Annotated in this window: 13 protein-coding genes; 4 read left to right on the forward strand and 9 right to left on the reverse strand. The window is 41.8% G+C overall.

What is annotated here, in order from left to right:
* The first annotated feature begins 116 nt into the window (after positions 1-116).
* The 3 genes from asnS (at position 117) to ACWPW6_RS13100 (ending at position 4718) form a co-directional block, all read left to right on the forward strand.
* Positions 117-1517: an asparagine--tRNA ligase gene (gene asnS, locus ACWPW6_RS13090; RefSeq protein ID WP_249999121.1), complete on the forward strand. Its 1401-nt coding sequence runs from the start codon at positions 117-119 to the stop codon at positions 1515-1517.
* Between the two features lie 530 nt (positions 1518-2047).
* Positions 2048-3172, forward strand: a complete 1125-nt coding sequence (locus tag ACWPW6_RS13095; RefSeq protein ID WP_272682954.1) for a porin — start codon at positions 2048-2050, stop codon at positions 3170-3172.
* Positions 3173-3527: 355 nt separating this feature from the next.
* Positions 3528-4718: an amino acid aminotransferase gene (locus ACWPW6_RS13100; RefSeq protein ID WP_154623295.1), complete on the forward strand. Its 1191-nt coding sequence runs from the start codon at positions 3528-3530 to the stop codon at positions 4716-4718.
* A gap of 125 nt (positions 4719-4843) precedes the next feature.
* Here ACWPW6_RS13100 and ACWPW6_RS13105 read toward each other — a convergent pair whose 3' ends face one another.
* The 8 genes from ACWPW6_RS13105 to cmoM all read right to left on the reverse strand — a co-directional run bounded on the left by ACWPW6_RS13105 (position 4844) and on the right by cmoM (position 17176).
* Positions 4844-5491, reverse strand: coding sequence for an MBL fold metallo-hydrolase (locus tag ACWPW6_RS13105; protein ID WP_154623294.1), 648 nt, complete (start codon positions 5489-5491; stop codon positions 4844-4846).
* Between the two features lie 325 nt (positions 5492-5816).
* Positions 5817-6365 carry a YcbK family protein gene (locus ACWPW6_RS13110; RefSeq protein ID WP_154623293.1) on the reverse strand — a complete coding sequence of 183 codons (549 nt, stop codon included), beginning with the start codon at positions 6363-6365 and terminating at the stop codon, positions 5817-5819.
* 418 nt (positions 6366-6783) lie between these two features.
* Positions 6784-8511, reverse strand: a complete 1728-nt coding sequence (gene ldtD / locus ACWPW6_RS13115; RefSeq protein ID WP_249999123.1) for a L,D-transpeptidase — start codon at positions 8509-8511, stop codon at positions 6784-6786.
* 431 nt (positions 8512-8942) lie between these two features.
* Positions 8943-9656 carry an acid phosphatase AphA gene (aphA, locus tag ACWPW6_RS13120; protein ID WP_249999125.1) on the reverse strand — a complete coding sequence of 238 codons (714 nt, stop codon included), beginning with the start codon at positions 9654-9656 and terminating at the stop codon, positions 8943-8945.
* 258 nt (positions 9657-9914) lie between these two features.
* Positions 9915-14360, reverse strand: a complete 4446-nt coding sequence (mukB, locus tag ACWPW6_RS13125) for a chromosome partition protein MukB (RefSeq protein WP_249999126.1) — start codon at positions 14358-14360, stop codon at positions 9915-9917.
* A complete protein-coding gene (gene mukE, locus ACWPW6_RS13130; protein ID WP_154622457.1) occupies positions 14357-15085 on the reverse strand; it encodes a chromosome partition protein MukE in 729 nt (242 codons plus the stop codon). The genes mukB and mukE overlap by 4 nt, the downstream gene beginning before the upstream one ends.
* Positions 15066-16391 (reverse strand): chromosome partition protein MukF, encoded by a 1326-nt coding sequence (mukF, locus tag ACWPW6_RS13135; protein ID WP_154622456.1) that lies wholly within the window; start codon positions 16389-16391, stop codon positions 15066-15068. Before mukF ends, mukE begins: the two co-directional genes overlap by 20 nt.
* Positions 16388-17176 (reverse strand): tRNA uridine 5-oxyacetic acid(34) methyltransferase CmoM, encoded by a 789-nt coding sequence (gene cmoM / locus ACWPW6_RS13140; protein ID WP_154622455.1) that lies wholly within the window; start codon positions 17174-17176, stop codon positions 16388-16390. The genes mukF and cmoM overlap by 4 nt, the downstream gene beginning before the upstream one ends.
* A 417-nt stretch (positions 17177-17593) precedes the next feature.
* Between cmoM and elyC the strand changes: the two genes are divergently transcribed.
* A complete protein-coding gene (gene elyC / locus ACWPW6_RS13145) occupies positions 17594-18421 on the forward strand; it encodes an envelope biogenesis factor ElyC (protein WP_249999129.1) in 828 nt (275 codons plus the stop codon).
* A gap of 71 nt (positions 18422-18492) precedes the next feature.
* Here elyC and kdsB read toward each other — a convergent pair whose 3' ends face one another.
* Positions 18493-19236 carry a 3-deoxy-manno-octulosonate cytidylyltransferase gene (gene kdsB, locus ACWPW6_RS13150; protein ID WP_154622453.1) on the reverse strand — a complete coding sequence of 248 codons (744 nt, stop codon included), beginning with the start codon at positions 19234-19236 and terminating at the stop codon, positions 18493-18495.
* Position 19237: the final 1 nt, after the last annotated feature.

Here is a 19237-nt window from a genome sequence, read left to right on the forward strand (position 1 = left end):
TAGAGAATTTCAGGAAAACAAATACTTTCACTGGTCATATCAATATGGTTGATAAACAATCAGAGCAGTGGAAATGTCATCGTTAATTTCGTTTATATAAAAAGAGAGTAATTTTTATGATCGTTGCGCCTGTAGTCGATGTACTGCAAGGCCGTGTGGCGGTGGGCTCTGAAGTCACCGTTCAAGGCTGGGTACGTACAAGGAGAGATTCAAATGCTGGTTTTTCTTTCCTCGCCGTTTATGACGGTTCCTGCTTTAACCCATTACAGGCTGTCATCAATAATAATTTATCTAATTATAACGACGAAGTCCTGCATCTGACGACAGGCTGTTCTGTTGAAGTCACGGGGATCGTGAAAGAATCACCAGGCCAAGGCCAATCTTTCGAGTTAGAAGCAACAGCAGTTAAAGTGGTAGGTTGGGTTGAAGATCCTGACACTTACCCAATGGCAGCAAAACGCCATAGCGTTGAGTATCTACGTGAAGTCGCACACTTGCGTCCACGCACTAACTTAATCGGTGCAGTAGCGCGTGTTCGCCACACGCTTGCCCAAGCATTACACCGTTTCTTTGATGAGCAAGGTTACTTTTGGGTTTCAACCCCAATTATCACAGCATCTGATACCGAAGGTGCGGGTGAAATGTTCCGTGTTTCGACACTGGACTACAATAACCTGCCACGTAATGACAAAGGTGAAGTTGATTTCAGTGAAGATTTCTTTGGTCGTGAGTCCTTCTTAACCGTATCAGGACAATTGAATGGCGAAGCTTATGCTACAGCATTAAGCAAAGTTTATACCTTTGGCCCGACTTTCCGTGCAGAAAACTCAAACACCAGCCGCCACTTAGCGGAATTCTGGATGGTTGAGCCGGAAGTGGCTTTCGCTAATCTTGATGATGTGGCGGGTCTTGCAGAACAAATGCTGAAATTTGTCTTCAAGGCAGCACTTGATGAGCGTCGTGATGATCTCGAGTTCTTTGCTCAACGTGTCGATAAAGACGTCATCAACCGTTTAGAAAACTTTGTTAATTCAGATTTCGCGCAAGTCGACTATACCGATGCGATCAAGATCCTAGAAACTTGTGGTAAGAAATTTGAAAACCCAGTGTACTGGGGGGTTGATATGTCTTCTGAGCATGAGCGCTATTTGGCTGAGCAACATTTCAAAGCACCGGTGGTTGTTAAAAACTATCCTAAGGACATTAAAGCTTTCTATATGCGCCTTAACGAAGATGGCAAGACAGTGGCAGCAATGGATGTACTCGCCCCCGGTATTGGTGAAATCATCGGTGGTTCACAACGTGAAGAGCGCCTTGATATGTTAGACGTACGTCTTGATGAAATGGGAATGAATAAAGAAGATTACTGGTGGTATCGCGATCTACGCCGCTATGGCACAGTACCACACTCTGGTTTTGGCCTTGGCTTTGAGCGCTTAGTGGCTTATGTCACTGGCGTTGGTAACGTTCGTGAAGTCATTCCCTTCCCACGTACGCCAAGAAATGCAGCATTCTAAGACTTATTAGCCTTATCTTTTATATCGAATATCGGGTCGCTATAGGCCCGATATTATTTTTAATATCTTTTATTACTTTTATAATATTTTCAAAGGCTATAACCACGTTGACACCAGTGTACAAATTAACACCATTTTTTAAGCCAATTTAATTTAGATCAGAAAAATCTGCTTTTTTCCTCATTTCTTGTCTTATCTATAAGCAAATCTGTCAATTATACTTATCTAAATTGTTCAAAAAAAGCGCAATTTGACCTCTCAAAAAGTTCCCTAAATTTTGTAATTATTTTTAAACTGGTCATACCTGTGGTTGTTTTTTGATCTATTTTTTACATTTTGAAACACCTTGTTACCATTTGTTTCAGAATCTTTATTTTTGTAGCACTTTGAGGGTAGATAAATTTATTTACCAATGGAACACTGGACGCCGACATAGACGACACTAATCTCTCATAAATAGTTCCAATTTTTTTTGAGAATTATTTTTGGCAGTGGCAGGTGTCCGAATAACACCAATGAGGGTAATAATAATGATGAAACGCAATATTCTTGCAATGGTTATCCCAGCTCTGTTGGCTGCAGGCGCAGCAAACGCAGCTGAAGTATACAACAAAGACGGCAACAAACTAGACGTTTACGGTAAAGTTGACGTTCGTCACTATTTTGCTTCTGCTGATAAAGGTAAGAAAAGTGAAGATGGCGACGATTCACGCGTTCGTTTAGGCCTGAAAGGTGATACTCAAATCACTGATCAACTGACTGGTTTTGGTCGTTTCGAGTGGGAAACTAAGACTAACAAGTCTGAAGGTAACAACGAAAATAAAAACCGTCTAGCGTATGCTGGTCTGAAATTTGCTGACTTCGGTTCAATCGACTACGGCCGTAACTACGGTGTGGTTTATGACACGAACGCATGGACCGACGTATTCCCACTGTGGGGTGCGGACACTATGGCTCAAACTGATAACTTCATGACTAGCCGTAACCGTAACCTGTTAACTTACCGTAACAACAACGCATTCGGTTATGTTGATGGCCTGAGCTTCGCTCTGCAATATCAAGGTAAAAACGGCGACAACAACAAGTCAAGCGCTGGTATGGCTAAAGACAACGGTGACGGCTACGGTTTCTCAACTGCGTATGAGTTAGGCTGGGGCGTAACTCTGGGTGGTGGTTATTCTAGCTCTTCTCGTACTCCAAACCAAAAAGCTGGTGTAGTTACATCTGAAGATGATTCTTACTACAGCGCAACTGGTAAACGTGCTCAAGCATGGAACGTTGGTGGTAAATTCGACGCTAACAACGTTTACTTAGCAGCTATGTACGGTCAAACTCAAAATACATCTCGCTACGGTGACCTTGATCTGATCGCTAACAAAACTGAAAACGTTGAATTAGTTGCTCAATACCTGTTCGACTTCGGTCTGAAACCATCTATTGGTTATAACCAATCTAAAGGTAAAAACTTAGGTAATGGTTACGACAACCAAGATCTGGTTAAATACATCTCTGTAGGTTCATACTACTACTTCAACAAAAACATGTCTGCAGTTGTTGATTACAAAATCAACCTGCTGAAAGACAACGACTTCACTAAAGAATACGGTATCAACACTGATAACGTAGTTGGTCTGGGTCTGGTTTACCAGTTCTAATTATTGTTTAAACAATAATTCAGACAACAGTGAAATCTGTTTTGAAAAGCAACGCTTCGGCGTTGCTTTTTTTGTTGTGTGACGCGCTATTTTTATCCTTATTTGTCCCTTTACCCTCGTACACTCTCTCCCTAACCACTAAATCCTGCGTTAAGATCAATTATTAATCTAAAGTGTCGATACGTTAGAGAAAATCGCTGCATTTAGTGCGGTTAATGGTCAGATCCCATGCAATTTATACCTACATCACAAGATCTTACCAATTTTTAGTAAAACGGTTGGCAAATTGTTTTCTGCGCGTTAACCTGAGCACTCAACATTTTCGGCTTAACAACTGAGCTTTGGAATCGACAACATGTTTGAAAAAATTACTGCTGCCCCTGCTGACCCTATTTTAGGCCTTGCTGATAGTTTCCGTGCTGACCCTCGTGATAACAAAATTAACCTCGGTATCGGCGTTTACAAAGATGAGTCTGGTAAAACTCCAGTTCTAGACACTGTGAAAAAAGCAGAAAAATTCCTGCTTGAAAATGAAAACACCAAAAACTATCTTGCCATCAGTGGGATGCCAGAATTTGGTCGTGTCACTCAAGAGCTGTTATTTGGTAAAGAGCATGAAATTGTCACTTCTCAGCGTGCTCGTACTGCACAAGCGCCGGGCGGAACTGGTGCTCTGCGTATTGCGGCTGATTTTATCGCTAGCCAAACCAATGCTAAGCGTGTTTGGATAAGCAATCCAACTTGGCCAAACCATAAAAATATTTTTGAAGCTGCTGGCTTAGAAGTCCTGACCTACAACTACTATGATGCCGCTAATCACGGTATGGATTTTGATGGCATGCTAAACAGCCTATCTGCTGCCGTAGCCGGTGATGTTATCGTTCTGCATGGTTGCTGCCATAACCCAACTGGCATCGACCCAACGGTAGAGCAATGGACTAAACTGTCTGCACTATGTGCTGAAAAAGGTTTACTGCCAGTGTTTGACTTTGCTTACCAAGGGTTTGCAAAAGGTTTAGATGAGGATGCTGAAGGGCTGCGTATCTTTACTAAACAAAATCCAGAAATGATCGTAGCAAGTTCTTATTCGAAAAACTTTGGCTTATATAATGAGCGTGTCGGAGCTTGCACCATTATTGCTAAAGATAGTGATAATGCAGAGCGCGCATTTAGCCAAGCGAAAGCCGTTATTCGTGCTAACTACTCAAACCCACCAGCACATGGTGCCGCTGTCGTCACAACCATTTTATCTGATGATGCCCTGAAAGCTGAGTGGATCCAAGAATTGACGTCAATGCGTGAGCGTATTAAACGTATGCGTCAGTTGCTGGTAAGCACACTTGAAGAGAAAGGCGCTAAACAAGACTTTAGCTTCATCATTAACCAAAATGGTATGTTCTCCTTCAGTGGCCTGACAAAAGAGCAGGTAGAGCGTCTACGTAGCGAATTTGGTATCTATGCAGTGAGTTCTGGACGTATTAACGTCGCGGGCCTAACACTCGAAAATATGGTTCCACTGTGTGAAGCGATCGTTAAAGTCATCTAAGTTGTAAAACAATCTGAACAACAAAAAGAACGATACATATGTATCGTTCTTTTTTTTATTAATGAATACCGTGTCTAATTATAAAACGCCCCACTTAATGAGGCGTTTACTGTTCAAACTGTTAATTACCAAACAGGTAAGTCATCCTGCAAGAACGGGTTTGTCTGCCGCTCATGACCTAAATTCGACATAGGACCGTGACCGGGTATAAATTGATAATCATCGCCAAGTGGTAATACTTTATTTTTAATCGATGCAATCAGTGCTTGATGGTCACCACGAGGGAAATCACTACGCCCTACACCCCCTTTAAATAATACATCCCCCATGGAAATCAGTTTATCTGCATGATTAACAAATATAATATGACCAGGTGTATGCCCTGGACAATGCAGAACATCAAAAGTTATTGGGCCACAGCTCACCGTCTGCCCCTCTTCTAACCAATAATCAGGTGTAAAGTCAGGACAGCCTTCAATATTAAACATCGCATTTTGTTGTGCCAACGCCTCAATCCAGAAAGCATCTTCCTTTTGCGGACCATAAATAGGTACCGAAAAATGTTTGGCAATAGCCGCGGTAGCTCCGATATGATCGGCATGCCCGTGGGTAAGAAGAATTTTGCTGAGCTTTAAGCCACGTTCTTCAATCGCAGCAATCAGTTTTTCAGCCTCACCGCCTGGATCAACAATCACGGCTTCCATTGAGTTTTCATCCCAAATCACCTGACAATTTTGCATAAAAGGGGTTACTGGGATAATCGTATATTTCATCGAACATTGACTCCGCATCTATGCTACATAGGCTTACGCCGTCTGAGTAACAGAATAATAAAAAAATAATTATTAGGAGCATACAGAAGTCAGAGAGGTGTGTAAATGAAGGGAAGCAATGCGCATAGAAACACAGAAAACAGTCATAACGCTCACCACTTAAAACCAGATAAAGCGACGTTAATTGACTGACAGGTATTCTCAATAATTCGCGTTGCAGCTAGGCGACAAGTAAGGGTATCCCGAGGAGCATACAAAAATGTGGCTCGGGTAACCGAGCGCAGTCAACAATGCTGCGACGTGAATTATGACGAATAACCCAAACCTACCAAGTCCGTGCAGGCCCCGTATCTATATGAACAAAATTACTTCTTGGATAATAACCAACACCACCCGCCTTCATTTTTAAAGCTGCTTTACGAATGTTACTGAGTTGGATACCTTCAATATGGAAATCCATCGCTTGCCCGCGTGTATGGTAGCTCTTTTTCGCCACACCACTACTGCTTCGACGCAATGCATTATTAGTTTCAAGTGAACGATAACCTGAAATCAGCTGAATAGGCTTATTAGTTCCTAACATAACTTGCAGCATATAGATTTGATCAAATAATTTAGGGTCAATCGTTTTGATTTTATCGCTACGGTGATCACGGAATAAATGATTTAATCGGGCTAGTTCTGATTTATTATAATGGCGTCCATCAAAAAACTCTGTTTTTAAAAATTCCCCGGTATTGAGGTTTTGAAAACGCAAAATTTTTGGTCTAGGCGTCGTCATAGCGGCAAAGACATGGTTAGGTAATAAGCTCAGCCCAAAAGCAGCTGCACCAACACCTAACCATTTGCGGCGGTTTTGGTCAATGATATCCATAGGTAGTAGCTCAATTTCAATTAATTAAATATACTGATAATGTTTCAAAGCACTGCGTTATTCACTATCTGTTGCAAGCCGATTGACATAAATACTTATGTTTTCTGACTGACTTCATAGCCGCCTAGCTGAAACTCAAAACGATTAGTATTAGGAACAAAATTTATACTAATAATCAGTCTAACAAATGATATTTAACTTGAATGTATATTAATGTAAATAAATAGGTAAATAAGCGCAAATTTTACATATCATCATCCAAATAGTGACCTGTATCACTAATAATTAGCGAAATATACTCCTTTCATCCTCTGATAATGACTGAAAATTTAGCAGATTAATTTAACGACACACTATCCCCTATCTACCAACAATCAATGGTACTACGGCAGGAAGAAAAATCCCCCTGCCGCTAAGCTTAGTGTAAGAAACTTTTAATGACGGGCAATTGCTTTTCCACATTTTCAATACTGTTATCATATTGATAAATATCTGCACGATACTGTGGCTTTTGCTCTTTATCTACCCAAGCTGTTTGATAGTAAAGATAAACAGGGATACGATCTGGAATATTAACATAACGTGTACTGCCTGCTTTTACGGCTCCATCTATACGCTTTTGCTCCCAGCCTGCATCACCTAATAAAATACTTGCCAACTCATTTGCTTTATTGACTCGTACACAACCGGAACTGATAGCGCGTGCGCTACGATTAAATAAACTGTGATTCGGCGTATCATGCAGATAAATCGCATCCGAACTTGGCATATTAAATTTATACCGGCCTAATGAGTTCGTTGGCCCCGGCGCTTGGCGGATCCGATAGGGAAAATTCGCTGGGGTAATTTCATCCCAGTTAATTGAATACGGATCGATTTCAAATGAGTCCTGCCCCCAGCCCGAATAGACGGTGTAACCCTTACGGCTAAAATAACTGGGATCCTGCTTACCACGAGGTGCGATATCTTTACGAGCCATGCTTGTTGGAACGCTCCAAGGTGGATTAATAACAACGTTATTTAATGCACTGCTCATAATCGGCGTCTTCCGGTCGGGACGCCCCACAATCACCTTTGAATCCAAAATAACGTCATCATTTAGATAAAAATTTAATGAGAAAGCGGGAATATTAACTAAAATTCCTGTTCCACTATCTTCAGGAATGATACGTAAACGTTGAATATTCAGCGCCATTAGCCCTGCTTTTTGCTGAGGCTTCATATTGAGCCAAACTTTGGTTCCTTTACCCACCATGCCATCGGCTTCTAGCCCATAGCTTTGTTGAAACTTCTTCACAGGTTCAATCAAGTCTTCACTGTATAAACGGGCTTGGGCAGTTGCTTTTGCTTTCTCTTCCTCGCTTGCTGCTGCATCTATCTCAGTAGAGATAGCGGCAGCATCGATAAATCCTTGGCGGTATAAGATTTCACGCAAAGTGATAACATCATCACTCGATTGACCCGGTTTTAGTGTTTTGGTCTCCACTAATTCCAGTCCATCATCGTTCATGTTAAGTTGTTTCAACATTTCTTGACGCATAGGTTGATACAACGCATGTTGTGGCGCCTGAGCCTTTACCCATTCGCTTAAATTATTTTTAGCCACTGACTCTAGCCATGGTTTCATTTGCTCAACGGTTGGCGCGCTAATGTTATACGGCTTCTTTTGGTATAACCAAAATTGCCCATTCGCTGAAACCCCTGAAAGGTACTGCAAATACCCCAACATCGCATCAGACAGCATCACATCTCGGCCTAACTCACTTAATTGTGTATTTTCTAATGCGACTAACCATTCACTAAATTGTGGCTGCACCCCAGAAAGAGCCAGCTCTGCTAATTGTTGTTGGAATTGTTCAATAGCCGTTTCATCTTGCCATAATAATTTCATTTGCCGATCTGCGTAGATCTTGGCAATTTGCGATGAAAAAACGGGTTTTACATCAGCAGGTAATGAGGATGTAATTTGCGCTAAGCTTTCAGCCGGTGTCATTACCACGGTAGGTGTCGCAATAACCGCTTGTTGTGGTGCCGTTTCTTCAGCTAGCACTTGCCCATTATCTTGTGCGGAAAGTACTGGGAGCTGTATCGACAATAGCCCACAAATTATTGAGAGTTGCAGCACTTTCACTCTTTTCTTTGCCATAAATCCACCTTAAGTCACGACATGGATAACAATCATTTTTATTATATTGAATATTTATTGTATTTAAATTTGAAAAGAATGTTATAGGAATTAGCTAATTTTGTCTTTAAATAAGCGTCAACATTTTTCTTACTCTGCATGAAAACAGAATAATTTCAGCAAATGAAAAATAGAATTATTTAGCTTTTGAGTTTATGTAGAAGACTGATAAAAAAAACTGCTTTTAATTAATCACTCCAATGTCAAAATAAACTTATTCAGTGTATTTGATATTCAATATGACTTAAGAAGAAAAATTTGCAACGTGGGATATTGTTACAATGTACTGTCCATTTTTACTATCACAATCGAATGCCGTATCATTTTTTGACTCAAAAAATTAAAGACGCTAAGCGCCTTTAATTTCATTAATATAAGCCAATTAACGCAAATTAGTACTCTGAATTAATCACAACTTCCTCACCAAACTGCCCTGCCTTTGGCAGTGGCTGATAAGAGGAGTTTGCTGCACGTAAGATACGAATACCGCGAATATTTAATTCTCGTGCTGCTGCAATATCGGCATCAGCATCACCATAATAAATTTTTAATTTGTGATCACGCATCCAACTGACTTTATTATTTTGACCAGGCTCATCACCTGCAAAAATGACAGGATTCATTTTATCTTCTGGGATTTTTAGGCCTTCTTGAACATATTTAGTGACGGTTTCTGTTTTTGTTTTAGTACGGCCAGTAATAAAATAAACCGTATCGCCACGTTTTAAGTGCATTTGGACTAAATCGATGCCAACTTTTTTAGGCATACTGAATTTATCCCACTCATTATTCATTTTTTCCCAAAACTCAATATTTTTTAAGTAACTAAAATCATTTGGGGAATATTCCAACTTACCACGATAAAAACCTGGACTAGAAAATAACACGGTATCATCAATATCAAAGCCTACCGCCATTGGAGCTTGACCTTCTAGGCTATTTTTAATTTGCTCAACAGACACCCAATGTATAGGTTTCTGTTCAGCAAGTTCAGCCACCGTCACCCCTGAACTGACGACTTCAGGCATTAATACCTTAGCCTGTGATGTTGCCGTCAAACTGAGTACCAAAGTAACGGCGCTTAAGGTTAATGTCGTTTTTTTCATGTTTAATCCTTATTCATTTATTGACTATGCAGGCATCATGAAAGCAAACCATAACGATATCAAATCTAATTTATTGGGATGCATCACAAGAATTCAGATAATAATTTCTTTCTCTTCATGAAAATGAGACACAAATCTCATTAATATTTTCTGTTTTAGATGATGCGGCCGAAATACAGTAAATTTAGCTTTAGCTTATTAAAAAAAACGGTGTTAAAAATAACACCGTTTTTCATTTCGCATTAATCAATGAGTGAATTAACTTTGCGGTAACTGAGCCTGAATATTTGAATTATCTTGGCCAAAACCTTTAAGACCAACAACATGAACGTGTTCACGGTTATCAAATACTTTACGAACCAATTTATACGTGGTGCCTTTTTCAGGGCTGATATTTTCAGGTGCAGCAATAATTAATTGCATTTCTAATCGTTCACAAAGCTCAAATAAGGTCGCAATAGATTTAGCATCTAGACGAGCCGCTTCATCGAGGAACAACAAACGACAAGGAATAATGTCTTTTGCACGTAAGCGACGTGACTCTTCTTCCCAACTTTGAACGACCATCACCAGTATCGACATCCCCGTACCGATAGCCTCACCGGTCGATAATGCCCCACTTTCCGCTTTCAACCATCCATCTGACCCCCGGTTGACTTCAACCTCAAGTTCAAGATAGTTACGATAATCAAGCAGTTCTTCACCAATAGTCTGTGGTAAGCGTTGCCCCATATCGATCTGAGGATTTAAACGTTGATACAGTTTCGCCATTGCTTCCGAGAAAGTGAGACGCTGGCTAGTAAATAAATCTTGATGTAATTCGCTCTCTTCTGATAACACTGTCAGCATTAATGAGTGACTTTCGCGAATATTAACATTCAGTCTAACCCCTTTAACTTGACCAAATGCAACAGATTGTAAGCCTTGGTTCAACATGCGAATACGGTTTTGCTCACGCTGAATCGTCTTACGAATAATATTCGCCACACTCTTCGAGCTAATCGCCAATTTCTGCTCGCGCGCCGTCAGCTCTTCAGTTAAACGCGCCAGTTCAATTTCCATTTGCTCAATCGCGTCAATAGGATCATCTGTCCGAATGATATCTTGTCGGATACGTTCACGTAGATGCTGATAGACCGCGATAAAGAACTGAATTTTACGTTCTGGACGTTTAGGATCTTCAGACAGGCGTAACACATCTCGCAGATGTTCGTTATCAGCGACCGCGAGACGTAAGGCACCTAATGCCTTATCCGACATAGAACGCAGACTATCGCCATCCGTATACGCTAATTCACGGCGATGTAAGCGACGTTCGACACCATTATCCTTCACTAAACGCATGACAGCACACCAGCCTGCTTTGGCTGAAACCACTTGTTCACGTAAGAGATAATAATCTTTTTCTAACTTACGAATGCGTTTTTGTAAGTTTTCCATTTCAGCTTCGCACAAGGTCAGCTGTTTTTCTAACTGGTTAATACGCGTGCGATTTGCCATCACAGATTGATGCAGCTCATCACGGCGTATACGCGCGCGCTCTTGTGCATCAGGATCAGCTTTCACACCAATATCCTGCATTTCGGCTTCTAACTCTTTCAACATCTCTTGTTTAGTATCAAAAGAGCTGCGTAAAGACGCGAGTACCTGATTAAACTGTGCTGACTGAGATTGTTGCTGACGTAATAATTCACGAGCTCGACTTCTTTCGCCTTCCGCTTGTTCTAAGCGTTGACGCAGCTTATCGTTGAGGTCGGCATTTTCGTTGACCATCCCCGTCGAATCACTGTAGCTAAAGTGAGCTCGACGCTGCACCACTTCGACCAACGCGAATGCCTGCTGTTTCGCAATTTGTTGGCTATGTTTTGCCGTTTCATAGTCTTGGCGCAATTGATCATGTTGTTCAGGATCACTGAGTAGCACGGTCACAATCGGCTCAAGTTTTATCAAAGATTGACCATGCTTATTCAAGAAATGCGCCGCTTCTTCAGCCTCTGAGAGCTCATCGCGAATTTCATCAACACGATCAGCCAGCGTTTCATCCATCAATAACCCAACCAATGGTAATAGTCGGTTCAAGGCTGACACAGACTCTTTACCTTGGACAAATTGTTGGCGCTGCTGCTGAGTTTGCTCCTCAAACTGTGCCAAGCTACGCTCAAGTTCCGTGCGTTTTTGGTTCAAAATACGGATTTCAGCTTCAGGGTCGGCTTCGAAGGCGACTGAAATATGTTGGCCGATAAAACGACTAAATGCTTGGTGCGCACGTTGAATTTTTTGTACATCGAATGATAGCGTTGCATAGCGCTCAGCCAAACTATCACGCTCTAATGTTAAAGCATCAAGATGAGTTTCACGTGCGGCACGGCCAAACAATGGCACTTCCGGATAGCGAGAGAAACGCCACTGTCTATCTGACGAACGAACTAGTACCGCGTTTTCAAATTCTTCTGCATCAAAAACACTATCATCAAAAGAGGATGGATCTCCCTCAATAAAATATACGTCTTCAGGGCAATCCTGTAGTGTTTCTAATTGGCTACGAACTGCGGAGAGATCTTGGACAACGATACCATTACGGGCCGGGCCATACAGTGCTGAGAAGTATGGGGCATCATCAATAGTAATATCATCATAGATTTCTGAAAGTAAAACACCACCAAAACGTTCAGCAAGGGCAAGTAAACGACTATCTTCAGCACCACTCGGTTGGCTAAGACGCTCTATTTGCTTTTCTAGCTCACGCCGTTGCGCGGCGACTTCATCACGTTCAACCGTAATTTCCCTTTCTTGCTCAAGCAATTGCTGCATATATTCAGTAACAGCACTGCTTGACTCAAAGGATTCCCCTGACTGTTCATTCAGCTGAGTCAGCGCTTCTTGAGCCATTAACCAAGCTGGTGCTTTAGTCGTTAATGTTTGAATACGCTGGCGGATCTGCTCAATCTCTTGACGCATTTGCATGCGACGTTCGCCGCTTTCATTAACGCCAATACTGAGTTCTTCTTGCTGAGCTTCAATTTCTGCCATTAAGGCATCTAATTCGTCAGGTTCATAGCTTTTGTTATGACGCTTACAAAACTCACTTAATAGACGTTCTGCATTTTGCTGGCTATCTAAACGTTGTTGTAACTCAGATAGCTGCATGCGTAATGGCTGCACACGTTCAGCCAAATGTTGCTGGGAAGACCAGTCACGTAGGAGACTCCTTGCTTGTTGATAAGCATCACTACGGCTGACTTCACCAACGATATTTCTGACGAGTTGATACGCTTGCTCAAACTGACTATGCGCAGCATCGGCAACACTCATTTTCTGCTCTAATGTCAGTAATGCTTCCGTCGCTTGCTGTTCACGGGCTTCAAACGTTTCTAGCCATTCATCTGCATTATCTATTGATAATTCAGGTAATTGGCAGAGTTCACGCGCTCGAGTTAATGCCTGTAAAGCCTGTTGATATTGAATTGCGCGGGTTTGCTGGACATCTAATGCTTGTTGGTAATCGGCCAATTGGCTTTTCAATTCATCAACTTCAATTTCCGCCGCCTCGGAACGTGCTTCAAGTTCTTCCTGCTGTTCAGTCGCTTCAGCAACAACCTCTGATTGTTCTTCCAAGCGATAGGTCAATTCTTCGATATCGGCTTGATAGCGGTCAATTTTTTCTTGTTGGCGTAAAGCGGTTTGCACAAGGTTTAAGTGATCGCTTGCCGCTTGATAATCGGCCTCTAAATCTGAAGACGCGCTATTTTGCTCATTTAACTCACGCGCAATTTCTACGCTACGAACTTGCTCTTGGCGCAGCTGTTTACGGCTAGCGAATAATTCACTCCGAGCCGCCATTGCCGAATCAAGATGAATACGCCTTTCATTGGAATGACGCATATAATCGGCAGACACATAGTCTGTCGCTTGGCTAATTAAATGCTTAAATAGATCACGGTCGGATTGAGTAACACGAATGGCTTCAAGTGTGAGTCGGTTTTCACGTAGTGCGGCTTCCATATCTTGGAATGCCTTACGGACGCCACTATTTTCAGGTAATAAATAATCACGTAACGAACGGGTAATCGCACTGGAAATCCCGCCATAAAGTGAGGCTTCGATCAGACGATAATATTTACTACGATCACTCGCTGAGCGTAAACGTTTTGGCAAAACGCCTAATTCAAAAAGAACCGAATGATAATCCGTAATTGAGTTAAATTGTTTAAAATGAATGCCTTCTTGCTGCTCCATGCGTTCTTTTAAATCATTTAACGCAATCACTTTAGCCTGACGTCCATCGAGTACTTCGGTTAGGATTTCCGTCGGTACTGTCGCGATGGGAACCCCTTGGATCATAAAGGGTTTGATATCAACTTTTTTATCACGCCCAGCGACTTGTTGTAGCCTAACCCCTACCATCACCCGTTGGTGTTTCGAGTTCAGCACATCCAAAATGGCATAGCAAACACCGGGGCGTAATTTACCGTGTAACCCTTTATCTCGTGAACCTGACGTTGCACCTGCTTCGGTAGTATTACGGAAGTGAAGTAATGTGAGATCGGGGATCATAGCAGTAATAAAAGCGGCCATGGTCGTCGATTTACCGGCGCCATTTCCTCCTGAGAGGGTGGTAACCAACTCATCAAGGTCAAAGGTACGCGCAAAAAAACCATTCCAGTTAATCAGCGTCAGTGAGCGAAATTTACCACGTTCAATCATACTTGTTCATCCTCATCACTCTCAGGCGCATCTTGATTTTCATCACTCTCGTCATCTTCACTATCTTGTAAGGATAATCCACCTTCAAGGGAAATCGCCTCACCATCACGGATCATGCGTAATTGTGCTTCTTGTACGTTGTCACCACTACGAACATCGGCACCAAAACGGAAGACTGATTCAGAAATAATAAATTTATTCGCGTCATTTTGAATAAAATGCACCATACCTAGGCGGCGTAAACGGTTCAGAGATGTTCTCAACTTTTCTTGCAGTTTTTGTTTATCTAAGTCCGAACCTGTTGAGCGTTGGTTAACAAACTTCAGCAACTTACTCTCGTCCGCTAAAGACAATAGTTCTTCAAACAGCTCTTGCGCCGTAAAAATACCTTGGTTAGTTAATCGTTCTGGACTCAAGTAGAGGTAACAAAGAATTTTACCTACCATCATGTCCAGTTCAGATAGCACTGAGCGAGGAATCAAGGTCGTTGAGCGAGGACGTAAATAAAAAAAGCCTTCTGGAGCTCGAATCAATTCTACATTATAACGTGCATAAAATTGTTCCAGTGCTTCTTGAAAATCCATCAAAAAGGCATGGTTATCAAGATCATCAATACTAATATGACGTCCTGAACGCAACTGGCTATCTAGCTCTGGAAAAATGGGATTAGCCAATGCTTGTGCCATTTTAATTGGCATAAATTGTTCAATATTTGTCGATGACATGTGCCTGCACCTTGGCTCCGTGATCATTAATTGCCTGCCACTCTGACGGAAGCCCCGCCAAATCAGCTTCTGCAATACCTAATTTTACAGCCTGATCAATAATAATTCGTGCAACGTCAAAATGACGTTTCTGAGGATACTGCTTTAAGTACGCTTGTACTACCCGAGCAACATCCAGTGGCTGTTGTTCTCGTTTATAGAATGCCAACTCAGTTTCCATCAATTCTGCAAGTCGATCATTCACTTCACTGAATTCTTCAAATTCAAGCTCTGGAGGCAGCTCTCCCATGACTTCTTCGTCATTTAATGCCAGCTCTTCATCACGCATGTCAAATAAGCGATCAGCGTTGGCATAAGTCAATGCCCATGGACTATCTAAGTATTGTTGAACCGACTGACGTAAACGTTGGGAGAAAATACGGTTTTTATCCATATCAATTGCCGTACGGATAAATTTATGAACATGGCGGTCATAGCCTATCCAAAGGTCGATAGACTGCTGTCCCCAGCTGACGATACGGTCTAATTTATTTTGCAGATCATAAACTAACCGATCAACCATATCGGAAAAGACAGGCGCATTCATATTCGCTTCTTGAATGCGTAATAAATTCGCTTGTAACTTATCGCCTGCGGCCTCTAGTGTATCTTGAAGCTCGCGCAATGTGCCTGACGTTTCTGATAATAATTGTTCACAGTTAGCAATAGCGGCTTGCCAGTCTTGGTTTAACAGTGCCGCAATATCTTCTTTGACGCTGTTTTGCTGCTCATCCATAACGCGCTGAGATAAATCAATACTATCGAATATTTCAGCAACTGAATATTTTAATGGCGCAAAGACAAAACGATGCCAATAGAATTCATCACCACCTTCCTCGGCCGCCTCTGCGGCTCTTTGTAGCTCTCCCGCTACAATGGATAGCTGCATAGACAGCCTTAAAGTGGAAAATTCACGTTGACGAATATAATAGTCACTAATACCGATACCAAGCGATGTTAAACGGTATATTGCGTTGCCTTCCGCAATATCACTTGTGAAACGGTTAAATATTTTCTGGCGAACCATATCGTTGATGGCATTATTCGCTCTGACAGATAACGATTCCGTGGTTTGCTCAAACCCTTTACACACCTCACGAAATGCGTCGATCAATTCCCCTTCACTCATTTCACCGTTAACACGTTCGCTGTTTAATACTGCGACTGCCAACAAAAAAGCCAAACGCTCTGCTGGCAGTGAAATTGAAAAATCATTTTTTCGTGCCCAGGACACGAGTTCAGGGACGGTCTGGGAAAAATCACTCATAAATCGTCCTTTATTATTGGTTTTCGTGCCATGACATGAATATAACGTCCCATACTGATATAGGGCTCCTGACGACAATATTGCTGCTCTAAAGCCAACAGTGCAGGGAAATCTTGTTGCTGTAATTGCCTGCTTTGTAGGTAATCATGAAATACTCTGACACCGCTTTTGCCAATAATATCCATTTTACAATCCGACAGCCACTCATCGACCTGTTGGGGTAATAATGGATTTTGTGGCGATAATGAACGTTTACGTCGACGCTGAATATGCGGTGTAGCAAGATGAAAGTTGCCTAAAATTGCATTTCGCATGACTAAACCATTAGCATTATAGAACATCACAGAAAAGACGCCTTCTGGCCTAATTATATCGACCAACTGTTCAATTGCATATTTCTGATCACTAATCCACTCAAGTACAGCATGAAATAACACTAAATCTACGGGTTCTTCAATATGTTGATCAATATCCTGTACTGCACAATGGATAAAGCGCATATTCTCGCTAATCCCTTGTTGTTGAGCAAGTTCGCTGGCACGCTCTAACATTTCTTCAGATAAATCGCAAAGTATGACTTGATGTCCCATTGCTGCAAGTTTGCGTGAAAAATGCCCTTCTCCACCACCTGCATCCAATATACGCAATGTTTGTCCATCAAACTGAGAGTTAATCAGTTGTGTTAAATCTTGCCAAACAACCGCTTCACGTATTTTACCTTTTGTTGTGCCATAGATATTTTTTGCAAATTTATCAGCAATATCATCAAAGTTGCGGTCTACCATGTATTATCCGGTGGTCCTAAAAATGGGCAATTTATGTCCGTTAACCTAACGCCAATCGCCTAATAAATGCCAAAATCAGCCTGTTCTCATCTTGTAAATGATGAAATAAGATCAAATCCAGAATATGATCCAAAACACGCTCAGCTAAAATAGGCTCGAACATCATGCAAAGTATGCAAGGTGGCTGACGCCTAAATGACATACTCTAACTAATTCGAAGTGCAGTTGGCGACCAGGACATTAGTCGCTGAGAGTTTCGATAACTCTATGACTCATACGTATAAACATAGTCAACAACGCTGCAACTTGAAGTCCTGCGAGTATAACAGATAATAGCCTTATTTTGGCATAGTGCTGTTCTGAATTCAGCAATCGGAACAACGAATTGACGATAAATTCCAAAAAATAGGTTCACTTATGCTATTTCTTTTAAAAAAATACCTTGGGGCATTGCTTATGCCATTGCCTCTGCTGCTGATTCTCGGATTCATTGGCATCCTATTATTATGGTTCACTCATTGGCAAAAAAGCGGCAAAACCTGTGTTTCTATAAGCTTAATATTGATTACCTTATTAGGCTTACAGCCCATTGCTGACAACTTACTGTCTCCTGTCGAAGAGGGCTTTGATAAACGGTATGAGTTAATTACGAATAATCCACCAGACAATATTCACTATATTGTCGTACTTGGTGGGGGCTTTACCTACAACCCCGATTGGAGTCCAAGCTCTAATTTATTAAATAACAGTCTGCCACGCGTTACCGAGGGCATTCGTTTATACCTAAAACACCCTGGAAGCAAATTGATATTTACGGGGGGGAAAGCAAGTAGCTCGATAAGTAACGCGGAAGTGGCTGCAATGGTCGCCCAATCGCTAGGTGTACCCGCAGAAGATGCCATTGCATTGACCGAACCTAAAGACACTCAAGAAGAAGCATTTGAAGTCGAAAAAATTACCGGTAAAGAGCCATTTTTATTAGTGACATCCGCCAATCATTTGCCAAGAGCCATGTCCATGTTTACTGCCCGAGGTATGCAGCCAATTGCCGCACCCGCGAATCAGCTCGCCATCAAAAGTGCGTTGAATCCTTGGGAAAAATATATCCCTTCAGCCTATTATTTTAGTCATAGCGAACGGGCTTGGTATGAATTAATCGGCTCTATCTGGTTTTATTTAAAACCCGATAATACTCAACCCCTTGAAACACCTTTACTCACCCCTGATACCGTAGAGGCTGAATAAATTAAAGCTAACAAAAAAGGTGTGACTCAACGATGAGTACACACCTTATTTCACAATAAGCTATGGGCGGATTATTTGAATTGCTTTCTCACGACTTCAAGGTCTTCGGGTGTATCCACGCCCGCCCCCGGTGCTTTTTCGGCCACCGCGACATGAATTTTCTCTCCATACCACAGCACTCTTAACTGTTCTAGCATTTCGATTTTTTCTAATGGGCTTGTTTCCCATTTAATATAGCGACGGATAAAACCCGCTCGGTAAGCATAGATCCCAATATGACGTAAGAAGTGATCACCAATCGTGTCTTGGTTAATCGCAAATCTATCTCTCTCCCATGGAATGGTCGCTCGAGAAAAATAAAGCGCATAACCTTCATGATCCGTTACCACCTTCACCGCGTTTGGGTTAAAAGCTTCTTGGACATCATGAATAGGAACAGCCAATGTTCCCATTTGTGCCTGACTACCGTGAAGATTTCTAGCGACTTGACTGATAATTTCAGGTGGGATCAAAGGCTCATCCCCCTGTACATTCACGATAATCTCGTCATCAGAAAACCCGTAGGTGTCAATCACTTCAGCTAATCGTTCTGTACCTGATTGATGATTCGGGTCAGTCATGCAGGCTTCACCGCCTGCTTGAATAACCGCATGCGCAACATCAGGATGATCTGTTGCGACAACAACACGTGATGCACCTGATTTAATCGCTTGTTCCATGACTCTTACCACCATCGGCTTGCCATGAATATCAGCCAGTGGTTTACCCGGTAAACGAGTCGAAGCATAACGAGCAGGAATAATGACGGTAAACATA

Source organism: Providencia sp. Marseille-Q8014 (assembly GCF_965112055.1).

Excerpts from the sequence above, each read along its gene's own strand:
- asnS (WP_249999121.1), top strand. The coding sequence starts at position 117 with ATGATCGTTGCGCCTGTAGTCGATGTACTGCAAGGCCGTGTGGCGGTG.
- ACWPW6_RS13095 (WP_272682954.1), top strand. The coding sequence starts at position 2,048 with ATGATGAAACGCAATATTCTTGCAATGGTTATCCCAGCTCTGTTGGCT.
- ACWPW6_RS13100 (WP_154623295.1), top strand. The coding sequence starts at position 3,528 with ATGTTTGAAAAAATTACTGCTGCCCCTGCTGACCCTATTTTAGGCCTT.
- ACWPW6_RS13105 (WP_154623294.1), bottom strand. The coding sequence starts at position 5,491 with ATGAAATATACGATTATCCCAGTAACCCCTTTTATGCAAAATTGTCAG.
- ACWPW6_RS13110 (WP_154623293.1), bottom strand. The coding sequence starts at position 6,365 with ATGGATATCATTGACCAAAACCGCCGCAAATGGTTAGGTGTTGGTGCA.
- ldtD (WP_249999123.1), bottom strand. The coding sequence starts at position 8,511 with ATGGCAAAGAAAAGAGTGAAAGTGCTGCAACTCTCAATAATTTGTGGG.
- aphA (WP_249999125.1), bottom strand. The coding sequence starts at position 9,656 with ATGAAAAAAACGACATTAACCTTAAGCGCCGTTACTTTGGTACTCAGT.
- mukB (WP_249999126.1), bottom strand. The coding sequence starts at position 14,360 with ATGATTGAACGTGGTAAATTTCGCTCACTGACGCTGATTAACTGGAAT.
- mukE (WP_154622457.1), bottom strand. The coding sequence starts at position 15,085 with ATGTCATCGACAAATATTGAACAATTTATGCCAATTAAAATGGCACAA.
- mukF (WP_154622456.1), bottom strand. The coding sequence starts at position 16,391 with ATGAGTGATTTTTCCCAGACCGTCCCTGAACTCGTGTCCTGGGCACGA.
- cmoM (WP_154622455.1), bottom strand. The coding sequence starts at position 17,176 with ATGGTAGACCGCAACTTTGATGATATTGCTGATAAATTTGCAAAAAAT.
- elyC (WP_249999129.1), top strand. The coding sequence starts at position 17,594 with ATGCTATTTCTTTTAAAAAAATACCTTGGGGCATTGCTTATGCCATTG.
- kdsB (WP_154622453.1), bottom strand. The coding sequence starts at position 19,236 with ATGTTTACCGTCATTATTCCTGCTCGTTATGCTTCGACTCGTTTACCG.